Below are 21,690 nucleotides of genomic sequence, written 5' to 3'. Positions count from 1 at the left end.
GGTCCCGGACGCCTCGCCTAGCATGCCCGGGTGACGACGACCTACACGCTGCGCAACGCCAGTCCCGCCAAGACCCGGGCCGACGCCGTGGTGGTGGGAGTGCTCTCCTCCGCCAAGGGCCCGGTCCTGTGCGAGGAGGCCGCCGAGGTCACCGAGGCGTGGGGCCGCAAGCTGCGCCCCCTGCTGTCCTCCCTGGGCGTCACCGGGCGTGCCGGCGAGAGCACCAAGGTCCCGACGGCGGGCGTCGTCAAGACCCCGCTGCTGGTGCTGGTGGGCCTCGGTGCCGCCGACGCCGACGGCGCCGTCACCCCGACCGCTGTACGCCGCGCGGCCGGCGTCGCGGCCCGCAGCGTCCCCAACGCGGCCTCCGTCGCCCTGGCCCTGCCGGCCGGCAGCCCCGAGCTGGTCGCGGCCGCCACCGAGGGCCACCTGCTGGGTGGCTACACCTTCACCCGCCACAAGTCCGGTGACGCCGAGGACACCGCCGCCGGCGAGGTCGTGGTGCTCAGCCCGGTCGCCCGCAAGGCCGAGGTGGTCACCGCGTTCGAGGAGGCGCAGGTCGTCGCGAGCGCCGTGCTCACCTGCCGCGACTGGGTCAACGAGCCGCCGGGACACCTCACTCCCCCGGCCTTCGCGGACGCCGTGACCGAGGCCCACCGCGAGCTGACCAAGGGCCGCGGCACGCCGAAGGTCACCCTCGAGGTCCTCGACGAGCACCAGCTGGCCGAGCTCGGCTGCGGCGGCACCCTCGCCGTCGGCAACAGCTCGGACGCCAAGCCGCGCATGGTCCGCCTCACCTACGCACCCAAGGGCGCCCGGCGCCACCTCGCCCTCGTCGGCAAGGGCGTCACCTTCGACTCCGGCGGGCTCACCATCAAGCCCTCCAGCAGCATGGTCGGGATGAAGGGCGACATGGCCGGTGCCGCCGCCGTCATCACGGCGACGTTCGCCATCGCCCGGCTGGGCCTGCCGATCAAGGTCACCGCCTACGCACCCATGGCCGAGAACATGGTCTCCGGCACCTCGATGCGACCCGGCGACGTGATCACGATGTACGGCGGCACCACCGTCGAGATCGCCAACACCGACGCCGAGGGCCGGATGCTGCTCGGCGACGCCCTGCAGATGGCCAGCGAGACCGGGCCCGACGTCATCGTCGACATCGCCACGCTCACCGGCCACATGCAGGTCGCGCTCGGTGACCGCGTCGGCGCGGTCCTCGGCACGGGCGAGCCGGTGCAGGCCGTCCTCGACGCCGGCGAGGTCGCCGGCGAGCAGCTGTGGCCGATGCCGATCCCCGAGGAGATGAAGGAGCGGATCACCTCCTCCAAGGTCGCCGACCTGCTCCAGCACGACTGGGTGCGCTGGGGCGGCGGGCTCTACGCGTCGGCGTTCCTGCGCGAGTTCACCGGTGGCCTGCCCTGGGCCCACATGGACATCGCCGGCAACGAGATCAACGGCGGCGGCCCCTACGGCCACGTGCCCTCCGGCGCCACCGGCTTCGGCGTCACGACGCTGGTCGCCTACGCGCGCAGCCTCGCCGCCTCGGACTAGATGCCTCCGGCCTTCTTGCGCCGGTTGTAGTCGCGCATCCGCTGCGGGATGCCGACGACCGCGGCGTCGTACGACGGCACGTGGTGCTTGTTGGCGAAGTCGTGCGCCCACTTCACGCTCGGGACGCGACGCCGGGTCCACTCCCCGTCGTGGGCCACGAGCAGCAGCGTCACGTCGCTGACCGCCGTACGCGGCTCGACGAATCCCTCGACCCCGCGTCGGGAGCTGACGAACTCCGCCAGGTGCGCCACGTCGTGGCCGTCGGCGGCACGCACCGTCGTCGAACCGGTCCGCGATCCATCCTTGGCGGGTCGACGCACGCGGCCGGGGCGACGGAGTCGGTCGAAGAGTCCCATGCCGACATTCTGCCCGCTCGCCCGAAGCGACCCGGTGTGGACAGGCTCACGAAGAGTGCAAGGATGGGCCCGATCGATCGGCAGAGAGCGGAAGGCATCAGGTGGCGCACGGCGAGTTCGACGTACTCATCCTCGGGGCGGGCTCGGGTGGATACGCCTGTGCGCTCCGGGCGGCACAGCTCGGCCTGACGGTGGGCCTCGTCGAGAAGGGCAACCTCGGGGGCACCTGCCTCCACGTCGGCTGCATCCCGACCAAGGCCCTGCTGCACGCCGCGGAGGTCGCCGACTCGGCCCGCGAGTCGGCCCAGTTCGGCGTCCGGGCGACGCTCGACGGCATCGACATGCCGGCGGTCAACGCCTACAAGGACAAGGTGGTCGGGCGGCTCTTCAAGGGCCTCACCGGTCTGATCAAGTCGCGTGGCATCACCGTGATCGAGGGCGAGGGCCGGCTCACCGGTCCGCGCACCGTCACCGTCGGCGACACCGCCTACACCGGCCGGCACGTCGTCCTGGCGTCCGGCTCCTACTCCAAGTCCCTCCCGGGCCTCGAGGTCGACGGCGAGCGGGTGCTCACCTCCGAGCACGCACTGCGCCTGGACCGCGTGCCCGAGTCGGTGATCGTGCTCGGCGGCGGGGTGATCGGCTGCGAGTTCGCCAGCGTGTGGGCGAGCTTCGGCTCGAAGGTCACCATCGTCGAGGCGCTCCCCCGCCTGGTCGCGGCCGAGGACGAGGCGTCGTCCAAGGCGCTCGAGCGGGCGTTCCGCAAGCGCAAGATCGACTTCCGCACCGCCACGCCGTTCCAGAGCGTCAAGCACACCGACACCGGCGTGGCCGTGACGGTCGAGGGCGGCGACATCATCGAGGCCGAGCTGCTGCTCGTCGCGGTCGGCCGTGGGCCCTCCACCGCCGGCCTCGGCTACGAGGAGCAGGGCGTCGCCATGGAACGCGGGTTCGTGCTCGCCGACGAGCGCTGCCGCACCAACCTCGAGGGCGTGTACGCCGTGGGCGACATCGTCCCGGGCCTGCAGCTGGCGCACCGCGGCTTCCAGCAGGGCATCTTCGTCGCCGAGGACATCGCGGGCCTCGAGCCGCAGCCGATCGACGAGGCGGGCATCCCGCGCGTCACCTACTCCCACCCGGAGATCGCCTCCGTCGGCCTCGACGAGGCCACCGCGCGCGAGCGGTACGGCGACGACGTCACCACCGTGGTCTACGACCTCGGCGGCAACGGCAAGAGCCAGATCCTGGGCACCTCGGGCTTCGTCAAGCTCGTCAGCCGCACCGACGGCCCGGTCCTCGGCGTCCACATGGTCGGTGACCGCGTGGGCGAGCTCATCGGCGAGGCCCAGCTCATCTACAACTGGGAGGCGCACGCCGACGACGTGGCGCCCCTGGTCCACGCCCACCCCACCCAGAACGAAGCGCTCGGCGAGGCCCACCTGGCCCTCGCCGGCAAGGCGCTGCACGCACACTCCTGACCGGCACCACCCCCCACTCCAACCCACGTCACAGCGAGCGAAGGAATCCCATGGCCTCCGAAGTCACCCTCCCCGCCCTCGGCGAGTCCGTCACCGAAGGCACCGTCACGCGCTGGCTCAAGCAGGTCGGCGACACGGTCGCGGTCGACGAGCCCCTGCTCGAGGTCTCCACCGACAAGGTCGACACCGAGATCCCCTCCCCGGTCGCGGGCACGCTGCTCGAGATCAAGGCGGAGGAGGACGACACCGTCGAGGTCGGCGCGGTGCTGGCCGTCGTCGGTGACGAGGGCGAGTCCGCCGGTGACGCTGACGACTCCGCCGAGCCCGAGGCCCAGCCGAAGGACGAGCAGGAGGCCGAGAAGAAGGCCGCGCAGGAGGAGGAGATCGTCGAGGAGAAGGGCGAGCTGCCCGCCGGCGACGAGACCCCCGAGGCCGACAAGGCCGACTCCCCCGCCGCCGAGGAGAAGCACGTCGGTGACCCTCCCCGCGCTGGGCGAGTCCGTCACCGAGGGCACCGTCACCCGCTGGCTCAAGCAGGTCGGCGACGACGTGGCCGTCGACGAGCCCCTGCTCGAGGTCTCCACCGACAAGGTCGACACCGAGATCCCCTCCCCGGTCGCGGGCACGCTGCTCGAGATCAAGGTCGAGGAGGACGAGACCGTCGAGGTGGGTGCCGAGCTCGCCACGATCGGCGACAAGGGCACCTCCACCGGCGACTCCTCCGGCTCCGCCGAGCCCGAGGCCCAGCCGAAGGACGAGCAGGAGGCCGAGAAGAAGGCCGAGCAGGAGGAGGAGATCGTCGAGGAGAAGGGCGAGCTGCCCGCCGGCGACGAGACCCCCGAGGCCGACAAGGCCGACTCCCCCGCCGCCGAGGAGAAGSAGCAGCCCGCCGCGCAGGAGAAGCCGCAGGAGTCGGCGCCCCAGGAGTCCTCCGCCGCGGCGCCGTCGCGCAGCGACGACCAGAGCGCCTACGTCACGCCGCTCGTGCGCAAGATGGCCGCCCAGCACGACGTCGACCTGTCCGCCGTCAGCGGCACCGGAGTCGGTGGCCGCATCCGCAAGCAGGACGTCCTCGACGCTGCCGCCGCCCAGCAGCAGGCCCAGCAGGCCCAGCAGGCCGCCCCCGGCGCGGCTGCCCCGGCCGCTCCCGCCGCCGCGGCTCCGGCCGCCGGTGGCGCTGCCCCGTCCGGGACCCCGTCGCCGCTGCGCGGGACCACGGAGAAGGTCTCGCGCCTGCGCAAGATCATCGCCGAGCGGATGGTCGACTCGCTGCAGACGTCGGCCCAGCTCACGCAGGTGATGGAGGTCGACGTGACCACCATCGCCCGCCTCCGCGAGCGGGTGAAGGCGGACTTCCTGGCCCGTGAGGGCGTCAAGCTGAGCTACCTGCCGTTCTTCGCCAAGGCAGCCATCGACACGCTCAAGCAGCACCCCAAGCTCAACGCCGCGATCGACACGGAGAAGGGCGAGGTGACCTACTTCGACCGCGAGAACATCGCGTTCGCCGTGGACACCGAGAAGGGCCTGCTGACCCCGGTCGTCAAGGACGCCGGCGACCTGTCCATCGCCGGCATCGCCAAGAAGATCGCCGACGTGGCCGAGCGCACCCGCACCAACAAGATCGGCCCCGACGAGCTGTCGGGCGGCACGTTCACGATCACCAACCTGGGCAGCTTCGGGGCGCTCTTCGACACCCCGATCATCAACAAGCCCCAGGTGGCGATCCTCGGCCCCGGTGCCGTGGTCAAGCGTCCCGTCGTGATCGACGACCCCAACCTGGGCGAGACGATCGCGGTGCGTCACATGGTCTACCTGTCGCTGACCTACGACCACCGCCTCGTCGACGGCGCCGACGCGGGTCGCTTCCTCCGCGACGTCAAGCAGCGCCTCGAGTCGGGCCAGTTCGAGGTCTGATCCGGCCACCTCACCACGCGTCACGACGAGCGCCCCGCCCCCTCGGGCGGGGCGTTCGTCGTCGGTGCACCTGGCCAGGCGCACAGCCAGGCGCACAGCCGGGCACATAACCAGGCGCGCGATGTCGGTGGGGACGCCTACGGTGGTGCCTACCGTGCGCAGCCTCGACACCTCTTCCGCACCCGCCCGCACCGAGCCGGCCCCGTCGCCCGACCCGGCGTACGGTCGTGTCCCCGTCGACTGGCGACGACTGCGGCAGCCGCTGTCGGTCTTCTGCTTCGTGCTGTCCTTCGTCGGCGCCATCGGCACGTCGCTGGGGTCGGTGGTGGCCGGGCGGATCGCCGCGCAGCCCACCGAGCGGCTCGCGATCGCCCTGGCGGTCTGCGTCGTCGGTGCCGCCGTCGTCGACACGGTCGCCAAGACCATCTGGGCCGGGGTGGTCGACCGGGCCGAGGGCAGGCTGCGCTCCGACCTGCTCGACGCCGCGATGTCGCAGCCGTTGGAGGACCTCACCGAGCAGGCTGTGGGCGAGGTCCTCGACCGCATCGACGACGACACGTGGGAGGTCGGCCAGCTGCTGCGGTGGGGCGTGTGGATGGCCGCCCGCACGCTGCTGGCGTCCGGCCCGCTGTGGGTCGTGGCGACGCTGGCGTGGTGGCCGGCGTTCTTCCTCTTCCCGCTCACCGCGGTCGCGGCCGTCCTCACCGTACGCCGCCTGCTGCCGCTCGTGTCGCAGCGCAAGGTCATCGAGGAGGCGGCGTGGACCGACCACGCCGCGGCCACCGAGGAGGGCGTGGCCGCGCGCGACGACCTGCGCACCAGCCTGGGCCAGGCCTACGTGCTGCGCCGCAACGCCCGGGTCGCGGCCGCGGTGCACAAGGCGCTCGACGCCGTGCTCGCCGTCGAGGCGCGCATCACGCGGCGCAGCGGCACCCTGCTCGCCGGCGTGCTGGCCGGCACCGGCGTCCTCGGCATCGCCCTGGTCTCCCGTGGCGACCTGTCCACCGCGGCCCTGGTGACGCTGTTCCTGGTGACCACCCAGTTCGTGGGCCAGGTCGACATGCTCGCCCGGCACCTGCCCGACCTCCAGGAGGGCTTCGGCGCGGTGCTGCGGCTGCGCGGCATGCTGGCGGCGCGGGCCGAGCCCACCGGCGGCCTGCCGCTCCCGCCACGTCCGCTGGACGTGGAGTTCCGCGACCTGCACTTCTCCTACGACGCGGGCAGCTTCGCATTGCGCGACGTGGACCTCCTCGTCCCGGCGGGCCACACGTGCGCGCTGGTCGGCCGCACCGGCTCGGGCAAGTCGACGCTGGCGTCCCTGCTGTCGCGGGCCGCGGAGCCCGAGCCCGGCACCGTCCTGCTCGGCGGCACCGACGTCCTCGCGCTCGATCTGCAGGCCCTCCGGGCAGCGGTCGGGGTGGTCACCCAGCGCACGGAGATCCTGGCAGGCAGCCTGTCCGACAACATCACCCTCTTCGGTCCGCACCCGCGCGAGGAGGTCGAGGCGGCCGTCGCCGAGCTGGGCCTGTCCGACTGGGTCGCGGGCCTGCCCGACGGCCTCGACACCACCCTGGGCCCCGGCGGCACCAGCCTCTCGGCCGGCGAGGAGCAGCTCGTCGCGTTCGCCCGGCTGCTCGTGCGCGACGTCCGCGTGGTGGTCCTCGACGAGGCGACCGCCCGGATGGACCCGGTCACCGAGGCGCGGGTCGTGCGCGCCGCCGACCGGTTGATCTCCGGACGCACCGGCATCCTGGTCGCCCACCGGCTCTCGACCACGCGCCGGGCCGAGCAGGTCGCCGTCCTCGAGTCCGGACGCGTCGTCCAGCACGGCCCCCGCGAGCGGCTGGCCGTCGACGACGGGCCGTTCCGCGACCTGCTCCGCGCCTCGGCCCACGAGCCCGTGGTCGAGGAGCACCACCACGACGACAGCGCGATCGGGTCCGTGCGCCGCTCCACTGCTCCCCCGCCGCGCCCGGAGCTCCGTCCCGCGCCGAGCCTCACCCGGGCGACGTGGAGCGCGCTCACCATCGAGCCCCGGTGGGGCCTGCTCGGGATGTTCCTGTTCCTGTTGTCCGCGCTGACCGGTGCCTTCGGCGCCCTCACCGGCTGGGTCTGGGGGCTCGCGGTCACCGCGCTGCAGGACGGCCAGGTCCCGGTCGGCCTGACGGTGGCCCTCGTCGCCTCGCTGCTGGTCAGCCCGCTGCTGCTCTCGCAGGCCTTCCGGACCTACCCGCGCTGGTGGATCTCGGTGCGGCTGCGGGTGCGGCTGTCGGTCCTGCACGGCCAGACCTCGCAGCACCGGCTGGAGCGCACCCCTCCCGGGGAGGTCGTCGCCCGGACCATGGACGCCGACCGCCTCGCCCGCTACGCCGACCGCTGGGTCGACTTCATCAACGGGCTGGTGATCGTCCTGGTCACCGCGCTCATCGCCGGCACGTGGCTGGCCGGGTCGGTGCTGCTCGCGGTGATGGTCGCCTCGGCCGTGGCCTCGTCGGCCGGCCGCCGGGTGGCCGGACGCTCCGCGGCCGCCTCCTCGACGGCCCGGGCCGGCTTCGGCCGCTCGTTGGTCTCCGCCCTCGAGTCGGTCCGCACCGTCAAGCTCGCCGCCGCCACCCCCGCGGTGCACGAGCACCTGCGCCAGGTCGACGCCGGCCGGGTGGACGCGGCCGTGCGCGAGCACCGGGTCCAGGCCCTGCTCGACGGCGTGCCGGTCGTCATGGTCCAGTGCGGGGTCGTCGCCGCCTGGGTCGGCCTGCTGACCGGACAGTGGGAGCTGGCGACCGCGCTGCTCGTGGCCAACGCCGTGAGCGGGTTCGACTGGTTCGGCCGCGTCGCCGGCTCGGTGGTCACCGAAGCCCCCGGCGTGCGCGCCTGGATGGAGGCGACCAGCGCGCTGGCCGGTGGCGGCGACCTGATGCACCTGCCACCCGGCGTCGACATGGTGGAGGGCACGTCCCCGGCGCCGGCCGTCCCTGAGCGGGACCCCCTGCGCGAGCTCTCGCTGCACGGCTTCTGCGCCGTCCACGACGACGGAACCCTCGGGGTCCAGGACGTCGACCTGACCGTCCGCGCCGGCGAGCTGGTGCTGCTGCTCGGGCAGGTAGGCTCCGGCAAGTCCAGCCTGCTGTCGGCCCTGGCCGGGTTGGTGAGCAGCACCGGCGAGGTGCGGTGGAACGGCGATCCGGTCCACGACCCGCAGGCCCAGCTCCGCCCCGCGCGGGTCTCCCACGTCGCGCAGGTCCCCCGCGTGCTGTCCGGCTCGTTCGCCGGCAACGTCGCCCTGGACCACCCCGACCGCGAGGTCGAGCCGGCCATCGCCACCGCGCGCCTCGGTCGCGACGTCGACGAGGCCGGCGGTGCCGATGCCCTCGTCGGCCACCGGGGCGTCCGGCTCTCCGGCGGGCAGGTGCAACGGCTCGCCCTGGCCCGGGCGCTGGCCTGCGGCGCCGACCTGCTGCTCGCCGACGACGTCTCCTCCGCGCTCGACGCCACGACCGAGGTCGAGCTGTGGGCGTCGCTGCGTGACGGCGGAGCGACCGTCGTCGGTGCCACCAGCAAGGCCGCCGCCCTGGCACAGGCCGACCGGGTCGTCGTACTCGTCGACGGGCGGGTCCGCGACGAAGGACCGTGGAGCGAGCTCTCGTCCAGCTGGCGACACCTCGCCGGCTGACGCCCGCCGTCCTCGGCCGGACCGACCGGAGGCGCTGTCGGCGGCATCCGGCTCTTTGGGCGCCAATGGTTGGGTAGGGGCATGCGAGCGGTGATCGCCGGTGCGTCCGGCTTCCTGGGGACCCACCTGACCCAACACCTGCGAGCGCAGGGCCACGAGGTGGTCCACCTCGTACGTCGACCGGCGCAGTCCTCGCTGGAGTCGCGGTGGGACCCGTACGCCGACGACATCGACCAGGCGGTCGTCGATCGCGCCGACGTGGTCGTCAACCTGGCCGGGGTCAACATCGCCGGCAACCCCCACTCGAAGTCCCGCGCCGAGGCCGTCCTGACCAGCCGGGTCGCCACGACCCGGGCGCTGGCCGACGCGATCGCGGCCGCCCCCCGGCCCCCGGCGTTCCTCGCAGGCAACGGCATCTCCTACTACGGCGACCACGGAGCCGACGTGCTCACCGAGTCGTCGGACTCCCGCGGCGACGCCATGCTGACGAGAGTGACCCGCGAGTGGCAGTCGGCGACGACGACTGCGGAGCAGGCCGGGGCACGGGTCTGCATCCTGCGCACCTCCCCGGTCATGGACCGTCGGTCGTCCCCGTTGCGCGAGCTGCGCCGCCTCTTCCAGCTCGGCCTGGGCGCACGGCTCGGCTCGGGCGAGCAGTACTTCCCGATGATCTCGCTGCGCGACTGGGTCGCCTCGGTGTCGTTCCTCGCCGGCTCGGACGACGTCTCCGGCGCGTTCAACCTGTGCTGCCCCCGGACGCCCACCAACGCCGAGTTCACCCGCGCCCTCGCCGACGCCGTCCACCGCCCCGCGTTCCTCGTCGCCCCGGCACCGGTGCTCAAGGTCGCCGCGGGCAGGATGGCCCCCGAGCTCCTCGGCTCGGTCAACTCCCGCCCCGCCGCCCTCGAGCGTGCCGGCTACGACTTCGCCGACGAGGACGTCACCGCCGTCCTCGCCTCGGGTCTCGCCTGACGTCTCGCCACGCCTGCGCCGTACCGCCCGCCACCTCGAGCTCACTGCAGCAATCCGGGATCTCGAGCAGGTGCGGGGCTCTCACCCGGCGCCTGCTGAGGTGGAGGCGATCGCCTCGACCAGTGGGACGTGATCGCGGGCCTCGGCCGTTGCGCGCTTGAGCAACCGTGCAGCCAGCGTTCCCCGCCCTTCGGCCGCGGCACACTGTGCCGCGCGCCAGCGACAGTAGGCCGCGTCGTGAGGACGCTGCAGGAGTTCCCAGCAGGCGGCGGACTCTGCCCAGCGCTCGCTGCGTCCTCGTCCGGCGACTCGTTCGGCCTCCGCCTCGATGGTCAGTGAGTGGGCCACGAGGTAGGGGTCGTCGCGATGCCGCTCGCCGAGCAGGTCCGACCTCTGCGCGAGGTCGCGGAGGTGGCGCCCGTGCTCGTCCTCGGTGGCGGCCCGCGCTGCCGCCAGCAGCGTGGGGGCCGAGATGCGCACGGGAACGCCTTCGATGGTGTGCTCGATCGCGCGCAGGGTCGTGTCGAGCGTCCGAGTCGGGACGCCTGCCCAGAACGAGACGTCCATCCTGTACGCGAGGAGCTCGTACTCGAAGTGTGCGCTCTCAGGCAGTGCCGCCCACACGGTCTCGACGCGCTCGAGCCCTGCCGCCGTCCGGCCCCGACGGACCTCGATGACCGCGAGGGTCGCGTGCGCGGGCCACCTGTCCACCTCGAATGCCGCGTCCTTCGGCAGTGCCAGGGCTCGCTCGGCCTCGGCGATGCGGCCCGCGCGAACCAGGGCGGAAGCGACATTCACCCGCAGCAGCATCGTCTGCGGGTTGTCGATCTCGTAGCTGGTCGCGACGGAGAGCGCTTCCCGCCCGGCGGCCAGCCCCTCGTCCGCAGGGGCGCCGCAGGCCAGCAGCACATCCGTGGCATACACGCCGCGACGGATCTCGCCGAGCGGATCGTCGGCCACACCCGCGCGCTCGGCCGACTCCGCCAGCCCGTGCATCGCTCGAGACACGTCCCCGGCAACCCCGGCGAGCCAGGCGACCCGCATGAGCGAGTCGCGCAGGAGCACCGGATCTGCGAGGCGGGTCGCCACCTCGACCTGTTGCGACGCGACGAGGTAGGACTCCTCCGTGCGACCGATGAAGTAGAGCCAGCTCTGCTTGCGGTCCATCGCGCGCGCCTGCGTCTCGCGGACGGGCAGCTTCTCGCACAGCGCGAGGGTCTCGTCGAGAAGCGCCAGCCCGACCTCGAGCCCCTCGGTCTCACCACGGTAGATCGCGCGGCGGAACAACAGATCGGCTCGGACTCCGTCGTCCACGTCGTCGAACAGCTCACCGGCCGCCTCGCTCAATGCGGCCGCCTCGTCGAACCGGAAGGAGAAGCGGAGGGCATCCATCGCACGCAGGTAGACGTCGGCCAGGGTGACGGTCTGCTCTTCAGCGTCACCGCTGTCCGGCCACAGGTCGATGACGCGCACGAGGTGGTCGGCCTCGGCGCGGCGATCGAACCTCGCGTGAGCTGCTCGGGCAGCGGCGATGCGCCAGGTCACCTCGTGCTCGACCTCACCGGCCCCGCGCCAGTGCTCGGCCACCTCACCGGGTTCAGCTCCGCGCTCCTTGCTGAGCGCGTGGGCGAGCGCGGCATGAGCCGCGACGTCCTCGCCAGGCACGAGCCGGCGCCTCACGGCGTCGGCGAGCAGCGGGTGCTGCAGGTCGGCCGATCCCTCGGCCCGCCTGACCAGCCGGCGGTCCTGGAGAAGTCGTAGCTGGGTCGTCAGGTCGTCGGCGGACAGCGAAGCAGCCTCCGCGAGAAGGTCCGGGGAGAGTGGACGCGAGGCGATGCCGAGAGTCCGCAGCACTGCCCACTGCTGGACGGTGACCCCCGTCAGGCGGCGGTCCAACAGGTCCGCCAGCAGCGAGGGCAGGCGGGTCGCGTCGTCGAGGTGGGCCGCCAACTGCTCGGTGAAGAGGGGCTGCCCCTGGCTACGGGCATGGATGCGGTCGACCTGGTCAGGGCTGACGACCCCCACCAGCCGCAGCTGCTCCACGGTCTCGGTCCTGGACAGCGGGCCGAGTGGGACGACGTGTGTTCGAGGAAGACGCCGCACGCGCGTGAACCAGTCGTCGCTGCGTTCGGCCGTGCTCGTGTCCCCACTACGCCAGGTCCCGACGAACGGGAGGGGCAGTTCCCGCCCCAGCAGGTGCTCCAACAGGTCGAGGGTGCCGGGATCCGCCCAGTGCAGGTCCTCGATGAGCAGGGCCAGCGGCCGGCGACGTGCCAGCGCTCGCACGGTCGACGCGACTGCCGTGGTCATCAACAGTCGGTCGTCGGGTCGGGTGGGCGCACGCGGTGATGCTTCGGGCACCAGCGCCGCCAGTGCGTCCGCGACCTGCGGCGGGCACGCGGCGACGGCCTCGGCGAACCATGTCGCGTCGGTCTCGAGGACGCTTCGCAGACAATCGGCGACCGGTAGCAGTGGCACCTCCATCGCCAGTGGCAGGCATCGACCGGTTGCCACGAAGGCGTCTGAGGCCCGAGCGGCCGCGGCGACCAGTGTGGTCTTGCCGATGCCGGCCTCACCGGCGACGAGGAGCAACCCGACTCCCCCGTCGAGGTGGCGGCGTACGGCGGCGAGCTCCGCGGTGCGGCCGGCGATCGCGGGAGCGTGTGGAACGGACGAGGCGTCGGCCGTCGACGCGGCGAGCCACAGCGCGTGGAAGAGCTGGGTGTCGCCGCGCATCGCTTCCACCAGCAGCTCGAGAGTGCCCCACGGGGGAAGGGAAGGTGACGAGAAGGCCTTCGAGACGGTGGTGTGGGATACGCCCGTCTCACGAGCAAGGGTCCGCAGCGACGGCCAGCCGGCGCGGTGGTGCAGGTCGTGGAGGGCGACGACGAGGTCACGCTGCGCCCCGGGGGGCAAACCGGGGCGAGGTAGTGCGCCCATCCCGCAACCTCCGATCACCCGAGATCCGAGACGTGTTCCTTAGGATCCGCCGGTGGCCGGCGTTTGATCAAGCAGTCCACGTGTCGAGGCGAACCGCTGTCCGCTCTCAGGCTGTGGCGCCGGGCGCCCCGGCTCTGATCACCGCGCTCGCCTGCCGAGTCGCACACCTGTCCTGGAACCGGGGGTTCGTCGAACGTGGGACGGGGCCTATCTGCGGCGGTGGAACCTCAGGTCGCCGTTGGGGAGGCGGTCGTGGAGGTAGCGGTCGTCGTGGGCCCGATGGTGGTGGTGGGAGCAGAGCAGGAGCCCGTCGGCGAGGTCGGTCCTCCCGCTCTTCGACCACGGGATGAGGTGGTGGGCCTCGCACCAGGCGGCAGGGATGTCGCACCCCTCGGCCCGGCAGCCGCCGTCGCGGAGGCCCATGGCCTTGCGTTGGGCGTTGTCGTAGAGCCGCTTGGCGCGGCCGAGGTCGAGGGGCTCGGACTTCCCGCCGAGGACGGCGGGGACGATCTTGGCGGTGCAGGCCAGGCGGCGGGCCTCGGCGGCGGTGATCCGGCCGTCGGTGCTGGTGGTCGCGACCCCGAGGCCGCTGACGAGGGTGTCGAAGTCCATTGTGATGACGACCGCGGTCGCGGTGCCGCCGTGCCGGGGCAGAGCGGTGGGGTCGAGGTGCTCGAGCAGGGAGCAGAACGCGTGCCCGAGGCGGGTGCTGTACGGCACCACACCCTGGTCGCCGGCGTCGTGGCCCTGACTGTTGCCCGCAGCTGCGTCGTCGTGCTTGCGGGGGTTGGTCCACGCGTGCAGGTAGGTCAACAGTCGGCCCGCGGTCGCGTCGGGGACCCGGATCCGGATCGTCGTCGTCCCGTCGCCGTGCGAACGAGTCGTCAGCGACGTGGTCCTGCGGGCGTGCCGCTCCTCGTCCTCGAGCTTCTTGCGTTCCTGCTCCTCACCCACCTCGGGAGCGACGACGTCGAGGATCCGACTCCCGAGGACCCGCAACTCGTGCGGCGCGAAGGTCGCGGCGTGCTCGACCAGCACCCGCTCGGCCTTGAGCAGGACGTCGGCCGGGGTGTCGTCGGGCAGGTCGTCCAACGCCCGGGCAATCACGTCGGCCTGCGCGGTCGACACCTCCCCCGACGTGTGCCCCTCCGCCACCAGAGTCCACCGGTGCTCGAGCACGCGAGCCAGCCGCAGGTCCCGACGAGCCGGACCCCGGTCCACCCGCGCCGTGCGGGCGAACCACGCGGCGACATCACGGTCCCCCGACTCCTTGGCCACCTCGTCGGCCACCGCCATCAACCGCAACCGGGTCGCCGTCACCCGCGACTCCAGCCGCGCCAGCTCGACCAAGGCCCGCGCTTTGTCGGCCGGCGACAAGTACAGGAGCTCGACCTGGCCCACCTTGTCCAGGGCGGCGGAGATCGCCTCGCCACACTCCTGGACCAGGTGTCCCGTCGTCATGTCAGCCCCCGCTGATCCCCCGCTGCGCGACCCCTTCGTACGGGATCGGTTCCGCGCCATCAGTTTACTCGAACAAACGTTCGAGTGGCATACCCACAATCGGGGACAAGCCTGCACAGCGAGAGCCAGGCAGTCTCGCGACCACTCGACGCACCCAGCGGTTAGGAATCGCCCGCTCGGCGCCCCGTGCGGCCAGAAACTGCCCGGTCGGCGCCCCCTACCCGACAGGAAGTGCCCGCTCGGCGCCCCCTACCCGACAGGAACTGCCCGCTCGGCGCCCTCTACCCGACAGGAAGTGCCCGGTCGGCGCCCCTGTGCTGCCAGGAGGCGCCCGGTCGGCGCTCCCCACGCGACAGGAAGTGCCCGGTCACTCTCGCACCTCGTCGACGAGCCACTCCCCCTCCACGAGCCGCAGCACCACCCGCCGCGTGGACGGCCGGTCGTCCGGCAGCGGGATGACGGTCCGACCGTCGACGGCCTCGGCGCCACTCACCCGGTCGGTGACGCGCACGTCCACGACCTGCGTCGAGACGTCCACCACCGCGAGCGCGAGCACCTGGGTCTCGAGCCCCTGCACGGTCAGCCCGCGGTCGACGTACGACGTCAGCATCCGCACGTCGGCGCGCCCGGTGCGCGAGCCCGGGACGTACAGGTCACGCAGCCCCTCCACGTCGCCATCAGCCCACGCCCGCGCACGACGCGAGTCCCATCCGGCGAGGACGGCCCGAGGGCCGTCGCCCGTCGCGGCGACGGGCCACGGGGCGGGCTCGACCGAGGAGCGCCGCAGGGCCACCAGAGCGGCGGTGCCGAGCACGGCCAGCACGGTGAGGCCGACCAGGATCGGGAGGAGTCGTCGCGGGTCCACGCCACCACGGTGCCGCAGATCGGCCGAGGGCGTCGGCGCTCATCCACAGGCGGGCCCGCCGACAGCGCGGCGTACGCTGACGACCATGCGCTTCGACATCGCCGGGCTGGGACCCGAGGCCGTCGACTACCTGTCCGCGTGGGAGCTCCAGCGCGAGGTGCACGCCCGCGTCGTGGCCGGCGAGCAGGAGCCCACCGTGCTGCTGCTCGAGCACCCCCCGGTCTTCACGGCCGGCAAGCGCACCGACCCGCACGAGCGACCGCTCGACCCGGGCGGCGCCGACGTCATCGACGTCGATCGCGGCGGCAAGATCACCTTCCACGGCCCGGGCCAGCTCGTGGGCTACCCGATCGTCCCGCTGCCCGACCACGTCAAGGTCGTCGACTACGTACGCCGGGTCGAGGAGGCGCTGATCCGCGTGTGCAGCGACTTCGGGGTCACCACGGCACGCGTCCCCGGGCGCAGCGGCGTCTGGCTGCGCGCCGACGACCGCGGTCCCGAGCGCAAGATCGCCGCCCTCGGCATCCGGGTCAGCCGCGGCGTCACGATGCACGGCTTCGCGCTCAACTGCGACGTGGACCTCGGCTGGTACGACCGCTTCGTCCCCTGCGGCATCGCCGACGCAGGGGTCACCTCGCTGAGCACCGAGCTCGGTCGCGACGTGAGCGTCGAGGACGTCCTGCCCAGCGTGCGTCGCCACCTCACCGACCACCTCGCGTGGGCGCCGTACGACGCGACGCCCGACTACGAGGCCCGCCCCGAGCCCGCCCACGGTCCGCGCATCGAGCTGATCACCCCCGGTCGCTGACGATCACCGCGATCGCCTGACGCATCCCCCGGAGCCGCCCTACGCTGCGGCCGAGCGGTCCGCACGGGGCCGCTGGCTGGCGGGGGGGACACGTGCCGGTACGACGGCCCGACGTGCCGCGGTCCGTCGCACTGATGGCGGTGACGCTCCTCGTCCTCCCGACGCTCCTGTGGCTCTTCGTCGTCTGGGACACCCGACCGCTCTCGGCCGAGGACGTCGCTGCCGACCGGGCACGGGTGGAGGCGACGGTTGAGTACGCCGAGGATCTCGAGTGGTGCGAGTGGAGCTTCCCCACGACCGACTGCGAGCGTGCCAGCCTCATCCTCAACGGTGCGGCCCCGGCCCGGAAGGCACTGGACCTCAGCCCCGCACCCTGGGACGTGGCCACGCTCGCCGTGCTGGCGATGGCGGCGACGAGCCTGCTGATCGGCGCCCTGTGGGCGCCCGGCCCCGGCGTTCGTGGACTCCTCCGCAGGGCGGCGACGGTGGCGTTCGCGACCTGGCTGGTCGCGGCGGAGGTCGGCGTGCTGTGGTGGCTGGGCCTGGGCCTGAGCGCCCGCATGCGGGGCACCGACCCGTTCGTCGGCGAGGAGACCTGGTCCTTCGTGCGGTACGGCGCGCTGCTGGTCGCACTGGCTGCCGTCGCGGGCACGTCGGCCGGCGTGCTCCTGCGCGGCCGCCTGCGCGTGGTGCTGACGCTGGCCGGCGCAGCGGTCGCGGCGGGTGTGGTCCTGCTGCTCCCCCGGGCCCCGATCGACCCCTGGCTCCCCCCGCTCAACGTCGAGGCCTTCCTCTTCGGCGGCGCCGTGTACGGGGGCCCACCCGAGGCCGAGCGGTGCACCCTGCCGGACGAGGACTTCCCGCTCCTGGTGTTCCCGGGTCCCGGCACCTCTGCCCCGGGCCCGGGGTACTGCACCCGTGACGTCACTCGCACGACGGGCGCGGCCGCGACCTACCTGGTCGGCTGGTCCGGCGTCCTCCTGCTCACGGCGACCACGGCCACGGCCATGACGTCTCGCCGGCGCCGGCACGGTTGAGCGCCGGCTCCGCTCGTCACGTCGGGTCGGCGGCTCCGACCGGCCGGAGCAAGGCCACCGGGATCGTCCGTCCCGCCTTGCGCTCGTACTTCGCCACCTCGGGGACGCGAGCGAGCACGACCTCGCGCCAGACCCGGTCGCGCTCCTCCCCGGTCAGGACCTCCGGTCGCACCTCGAGGCCGCGCGTGCCGATCTCGATCCTCGACCGCTCGGCCCGCCGCAGGTTGCGGAACCAGTCGGGGTCGGTGGGCGAGCCGGAGCCGCTCCCCCACACCACGTAGGCACCCTCGTGCTCGAGGAACCGCACCATCGTCGAGCGGGGCACTCCCGTGCGCCGGCCCGGCGAGGTCACCATGAGCACCTGCGCGCGCCCGCCGCTGTCCAGGTGACCACGTGCCACGTGGTGCAGCCACACGCCGATCACGTTGCCGGTCCTCGTGAAGCGGTGCCGCAGGGTCCCCATCGCTCCTCCCGACTCCCAGCGTCCTCGCCGGCACCGCGCCGGTCAACGCCCGGCTCGCGGCCCGTCCCGGCGTGCCGCGGGACGACTGTCCCCGGCGACTGCCACAGTGCCCTCCACGGGGAGGACGTCGCGGTGACGTCCAGGAGAGGAGAGCCGTGTCGAGCACGGCCACGGCAGACCTGGTCATCGAGACCCGGGGGCTGCGCAAGGAGTTCAGCGGGAGGCGCGGCACCCGCGTCGCGGTGCAGGACCTCGACCTGGCGGTCCCGCGCGGCGGGGTGCACGGGTTCCTCGGCCCCAACGGGTCCGGCAAGACCACCACCATCCGGATGCTGCTGGGCCTGGCCCGGGCCACCCGGGGCGACATGGCGCTCTTCGGCACCCCGGTGCCGGCGGGACTGCCGGGGGTGATCGACCGGGTGGGGGCCGTGGTCGAGATGCCGAAGTTCCTCCCTCACTTCACCGGACGGCAGAACCTCACCATCCTGGCCCGCTCGAAGGGCATCGCCGCCGAGCGCGTCGACGCCGCCGTCGACACCGTCGGCCTGAGGGGTCGCGACGGGGACCGCTACCGGGCCTACTCGCTCGGCATGAAGCAGCGCCTGGCCATCGCCGCCACCCTGCTCAAGGACCCGCAGCTGCTCATCCTCGACGAGCCCACCAACGGTCTCGACCCCGCCGGCATCCGGGAGATCCGCGAGACGATCCGCACCCTGGGCGAGGCCGGCGTGACCGTGCTGCTCAGCTCCCACATCCTCGCCGAGGTCCAGCAGGTCTGCACCTCCGCGACCATCATCGGCAACGGCCGGCTGCTCGCCTCCGGACGGGTCGAGGACCTGCTCGGCGCCAGCACGTCGTACCGCATCGTCGTCGACGACCCCGACGCCGCCCGTCGGGCCCTCGGGGGCGGCCCGTACGCCGTGTCGGGTGACGGTGACGGGGCCACCTCGCTGCGCGTGGAGACCGACGTCCCGCCGGCCGAGATCACCCGCACCCTGGGCGAGGCGGGGGTCTGGCTCTCCGAGCTGACCTCGGTCCGGCCCGACCTGGAGACCGTGTTCCTCGAGCTGACGTCCCAGGACACCCTCGGCAGCACCACCGCGGACGGGGGTGTGCACGCATGAGGCTCCTGGGGGTCGAGCTCACCCGCCTGCGCTGGCGGCGCGCCTGCCTGGTGCTCCTGGTCGCGTCCTTCGTGGTCCCCGCCCTCATCTGGGCGGGCACCGTGTGGGGCACGCGTCCCTACTCCGACGCCGAGGTCCAGCGGGCCACCGAGCAGGCGCAGGCCCAGCCCGGCTTCGCCCAGGAGCTGCGCCGCTGCGAGCGCAAGCCCGAGCAGTTCTTCCCGCCCGAGGAGGTGCCGGACGACCAGGCCGACGTCTCCGAGCAGTGCCGCACGCTGGTCACCTCGTGGTGGTCCGGACAGTTCCGCCAGCCCCTCGACCTGCGTCGCGAGCTCGAGGGCAGCGGCACCGGCATCGCGATCGTCGTGGCGGGCCTGATGATGCTCCTCGGCGCGACGTTCGTGGGTGCCGACTGGGCCAGCGGGTCGATGAGCAACCAGCTCCTGTTCGAGCCACGACGCCTGCGCGTGTACGCCGCCAAGGCCGGCGCCGTCGTCGTCACCGGGCTGCTGCTCGGACTGGTCGTCGCAACCGCCTGGTGGCTGGGACTGGCCGGCGTCGCGCGTGCCCGCGACCTCACGATCGCCGGCGGGACGGCCGGCGACGTCGGCTGGCAGGTCGTCCGCGGCGCGCTGCTCGCCGCCGCGGCCGGGCTCGCCGGCCTGGTGACCACCATGTTGTTCCGCAGCACGGTCGCCACCCTCGGCATCCTCTTCGCGGTGGTCGTCGCGGGCTCGTTCCTCATCGCGGTGCTCCCCTTCGAGTCCCCCGAGCGGTGGCTGCCGCACCTCAACGTGCTGGCCTGGATCGGCGACGGGGCCGTCTACTACACCGAGACGCCGCAGACGTGCGTCGACGACGGAACGGGCATGGTCTGCTCGGGCGAACGCGTCCTGGAGGCACGCACCGCGGCGGCGTACCTGCTCTCGGGTCTGGGCCTGGTCGGAGCCGCGTCGCTGGGGTCCTTCCGGCGCCGCGACATCCCGTGAAGCGGGCCCGGAGGCCGAATTGGGCGCCCTCGGGGCGCGGCGTACAGTGACGGCGTGACTGCACCGGCACCTGAAGGACGCAAGCTCCTCCGCCTGGAGATCCGCAACGCCGAGACGCCGATCGAGCGCAAGCCGGAGTGGATCAAGACCCGGGCCAAGATGGGGCCGGAGTACACCTCGCTCACCAACCTCGTGAAGTCCGAGGGCCTGCACACGGTGTGCCAGTCGGCCGGCTGCCCCAACATCTTCGAGTGCTGGGAGGACAAGGAAGCCACCTTCCTCATCGGCGGCGACCAGTGCACCCGGCGCTGCGACTTCTGCCAGATCGACACCGGCAAGCCGAAGCCGCTCGACCGTGACGAGCCGCGCCGCGTCGCGGAGTCGGTTCAGAAGATGGAGCTCAAGTACGCCACCATCACCGGCGTCGCCCGCGACGACCTGCCCGACGGCGGCGCCTGGCTGTACGCCGAGACGGTGCGCGCGATCCACGAGCTCAACCCGGGCACCGGCGTGGAGAACCTGATCCCCGACTTCAACGGCAAGCCCGACCTGCTGACCGAGGTCTTCGAGTCCCGCCCCGAGGTGCTGGCCCACAACGTCGAGACCGTGCCGCGCATCTTCAAGCGGATCCGTCCCGCCTTCCGCTACGACCGCTCCCTCGACGTCATCACCCAGGCCCGCGACTTCGGCCTGGTGACCAAGTCCAACCTGATCCTCGGCATGGGCGAGACGCGCGAGGAGGTCAGTCAGGCGCTGCGCGACCTGCACGAGGCCGGCTGCGAGCTGATCACCATCACCCAGTACCTGCGCCCCTCCCCCCGGCACCACCCCGTCGAGCGCTGGGTCAAGCCCGAGGAGTTCGTCGAGCTCAAGGACGAGGCGGACCAGATCGGCTTCTCCGGCGTGATGTCCGGACCGCTGGTGCGTTCGTCCTACCGGGCCGGACGGCTGTACCGTCAGGCCATGGACGCGCGCGACTCCGCCAGCGTCAGCGCCTGATCCGCACCGCCTGATCCGCACCGCCTGATCCGTCTCAACCACCGCACTCCGCACATCGCAAAGGGCCCGCATGTCGACCCCCGCCACTCCGCCCACCTCGCGGCGGCAGCAGTTCATCCAGACCTACCGGATGGCGAAGAAGACCGACCGCACCATCGGGCTGTGGATCCTCGGTGCGTTCCTCCTCGGCGCCGTGGTCGGCTTCGCGGTCATCTGGTTCCTGCCGGGCGACGGCACCCTCGCGCTCGTGCTCGCGATCGTCGGCGCGTTCCTCGTCGGCCTCCTGCTCGCCCTCACCGTCTTCGGGCGCCGGGCGCAGAAGGCGGCGTACGGTCAGATGGAGGGCCAGGTCGGCGCGGCCGCCTCGGCGCTCACCATGCTGCGGCGCGGCTGGAAGACCGACCCGGTGGTCGGCTTCAACCGCCAGCAGGACGTCGTGCACCGCGTCGTCGGCCCGCCCGGCATCGTGCTCGTCGGCGAGGGCAACCCCCAACGCCTGCGCGCCCTGATGGCCACCGAGCGACGCAAGCACGCACGGGTGCTCCCCGAGACGCCGATCCACGAGGTCGTCTGCGGCAATGGCGCGGGCGAGGTCCCGCTGCCCAAGCTGGTCCGGCACGTCTCCAAGCTCGGCAAGAGCCTCAAGCCCGGCGAGATGACCGACGTCCTCAACCGCCTCAAGGCGATCGACGCGCAGCGCGGCGCCGTCCCGCTGCCCAAGGGCCCGGTGCCGACCTCGATGAAGGGCCAGCGCGGCCAGCAGCGCGGCCGCTGACCCTCACGCCGACGCCAGCCCGGGCAGTCCCCCGGCCGCGACCCTCAGTGCGGCAGGACGATGCGGATCGCGGCGACCCGGCCGACGGCCCGGCGCGCGGGCACGGGCTCCTTGCCGGCGTCGCGCCAGGTACGGCGGAACGCCCGGCCTCGGCGGGCCTGCTCAGCGTCGGCGACACGCTCCGCGACCTGCTGGCGGGCGACGGACTGGATGCCGTAGGTGGTGTACACGATGGGCTCCTCGGGTGGGCGGCTGGTACACCCGACTCTCGCCCTGAGGCACCCC

Annotated in this window: 16 protein-coding genes and 1 pseudogene; 11 read left to right on the top strand and 6 right to left on the bottom strand. The window is 72.9% G+C overall.

From position 1 onward, the window contains the following. Positions 1-30: 30 nt before the first annotated feature. Positions 31-1,554 carry a leucyl aminopeptidase gene (locus tag ASG94_RS16005; RefSeq protein WP_056927477.1) on the top strand — a complete coding sequence of 508 codons (1,524 nt, stop codon included), beginning with the start codon at positions 31-33 and terminating at the stop codon, positions 1,552-1,554. Here the strand turns inward: ASG94_RS16005 and ASG94_RS16000 are convergent. Then, positions 1,551-1,910, bottom strand: a complete 360-nt coding sequence (locus ASG94_RS16000; protein WP_082624257.1) for a hypothetical protein — start codon at positions 1,908-1,910, stop codon at positions 1,551-1,553. The genes ASG94_RS16005 and ASG94_RS16000 overlap by 4 nt on opposite strands. Before the next feature lie 101 nt (positions 1,911-2,011). Between ASG94_RS16000 and lpdA the strand changes: the two genes are divergently transcribed. From lpdA to ASG94_RS15980, 4 genes and pseudogenes are all read left to right on the top strand, one after another. Beyond that, on the top strand, positions 2,012-3,388 hold the full coding sequence (gene lpdA, locus ASG94_RS15995; protein ID WP_056927476.1) for a dihydrolipoyl dehydrogenase: 1,377 nt from the start codon (positions 2,012-2,014) through the stop codon (positions 3,386-3,388). Between the two features lie 50 nt (positions 3,389-3,438). After that, a pseudogene (gene sucB / locus ASG94_RS15990) lies at positions 3,439-5,302 on the top strand (2-oxoglutarate dehydrogenase, E2 component, dihydrolipoamide succinyltransferase). Between the two features lie 154 nt (positions 5,303-5,456). After that, entirely contained in the window at positions 5,457-8,972 is a 3,516-nt protein-coding gene (locus ASG94_RS15985; protein ID WP_235537298.1) for an ATP-binding cassette domain-containing protein, read from the top strand. Positions 8,973-9,053: 81 nt separating this feature from the next. Continuing rightward, the gene (locus tag ASG94_RS15980) at positions 9,054-9,944 is read left to right on the top strand and encodes a TIGR01777 family oxidoreductase (RefSeq protein WP_056927473.1); all 891 of its coding nucleotides are present in this window, start codon (positions 9,054-9,056) and stop codon (positions 9,942-9,944) included. An 81-nt stretch (positions 9,945-10,025) separates the two neighbouring features. Here the strand turns inward: ASG94_RS15980 and ASG94_RS15975 are convergent, their stop codons facing one another. The 3 genes from ASG94_RS15975 to ASG94_RS15965 form a co-directional block, all read right to left on the bottom strand. After that, positions 10,026-12,680, bottom strand: a complete 2,655-nt coding sequence (locus ASG94_RS15975) for an ATP-binding protein (protein ID WP_268788626.1) — start codon at positions 12,678-12,680, stop codon at positions 10,026-10,028. A gap of 411 nt (positions 12,681-13,091) precedes the next feature. Then, positions 13,092-14,345 (bottom strand): HNH endonuclease signature motif containing protein, encoded by a 1,254-nt coding sequence (locus tag ASG94_RS15970; RefSeq protein WP_056927471.1) that lies wholly within the window; start codon positions 14,343-14,345, stop codon positions 13,092-13,094. Between the two features lie 367 nt (positions 14,346-14,712). After that, positions 14,713-15,210: a hypothetical protein gene (locus tag ASG94_RS15965; protein ID WP_056927470.1), complete on the bottom strand. Its 498-nt coding sequence runs from the start codon at positions 15,208-15,210 to the stop codon at positions 14,713-14,715. 85 nt (positions 15,211-15,295) lie between these two features. Between ASG94_RS15965 and lipB the strand changes: the two genes are divergently transcribed. Together lipB and ASG94_RS15955 are read left to right on the top strand one after the other, a co-directional pair. Further along, a complete protein-coding gene (gene lipB / locus ASG94_RS15960; RefSeq protein WP_056927469.1) occupies positions 15,296-16,018 on the top strand; it encodes a lipoyl(octanoyl) transferase LipB in 723 nt (240 codons plus the stop codon). Between the two features lie 140 nt (positions 16,019-16,158). Further along, positions 16,159-17,055 carry a hypothetical protein gene (locus tag ASG94_RS15955; RefSeq protein ID WP_156411631.1) on the top strand — a complete coding sequence of 299 codons (897 nt, stop codon included), beginning with the start codon at positions 16,159-16,161 and terminating at the stop codon, positions 17,053-17,055. 16 nt (positions 17,056-17,071) lie between these two features. On the opposite strand, the gene ASG94_RS15950 is transcribed toward ASG94_RS15955, so the two are convergent. Beyond that, on the bottom strand, positions 17,072-17,518 hold the full coding sequence (locus ASG94_RS15950; RefSeq protein WP_056927467.1) for a nitroreductase family deazaflavin-dependent oxidoreductase: 447 nt from the start codon (positions 17,516-17,518) through the stop codon (positions 17,072-17,074). Positions 17,519-17,673: 155 nt separating this feature from the next. Between ASG94_RS15950 and ASG94_RS15945 the strand changes: the two genes are divergently transcribed. From ASG94_RS15945 to ASG94_RS15930, 4 genes are all read left to right on the top strand, one after another. Then, positions 17,674-18,642 carry an ABC transporter ATP-binding protein gene (locus ASG94_RS15945; RefSeq protein ID WP_056927466.1) on the top strand — a complete coding sequence of 323 codons (969 nt, stop codon included), beginning with the start codon at positions 17,674-17,676 and terminating at the stop codon, positions 18,640-18,642. Beyond that, positions 18,639-19,631, top strand: coding sequence for an ABC transporter permease (locus tag ASG94_RS15940; RefSeq protein WP_056927465.1), 993 nt, complete (start codon positions 18,639-18,641; stop codon positions 19,629-19,631). The genes ASG94_RS15945 and ASG94_RS15940 overlap by 4 nt, the downstream gene beginning before the upstream one ends. Before the next feature lie 54 nt (positions 19,632-19,685). Then, positions 19,686-20,630: a lipoyl synthase gene (lipA, locus tag ASG94_RS15935; protein WP_056927464.1), complete on the top strand. Its 945-nt coding sequence runs from the start codon at positions 19,686-19,688 to the stop codon at positions 20,628-20,630. A 70-nt stretch (positions 20,631-20,700) separates the two neighbouring features. Then, positions 20,701-21,405, top strand: a complete 705-nt coding sequence (locus ASG94_RS15930; RefSeq protein ID WP_056927463.1) for a DUF4191 domain-containing protein — start codon at positions 20,701-20,703, stop codon at positions 21,403-21,405. 44 nt (positions 21,406-21,449) lie between these two features. Here the strand turns inward: ASG94_RS15930 and ASG94_RS15925 are convergent, their stop codons facing one another. After that, positions 21,450-21,635 carry a hypothetical protein gene (locus ASG94_RS15925; protein WP_056927462.1) on the bottom strand — a complete coding sequence of 62 codons (186 nt, stop codon included), beginning with the start codon at positions 21,633-21,635 and terminating at the stop codon, positions 21,450-21,452. Positions 21,636-21,690: the final 55 nt, after the last annotated feature.

Source organism: Nocardioides sp. Soil805, assembly GCF_001429625.1.
In the GTDB taxonomy this organism is placed as follows: domain Bacteria; phylum Actinomycetota; class Actinomycetes; order Propionibacteriales; family Nocardioidaceae; genus Nocardioides.
The sequence above is the reverse complement of the archived record's forward strand: the minus strand, read 5'-3'. Positions and strand labels throughout refer to the sequence as shown.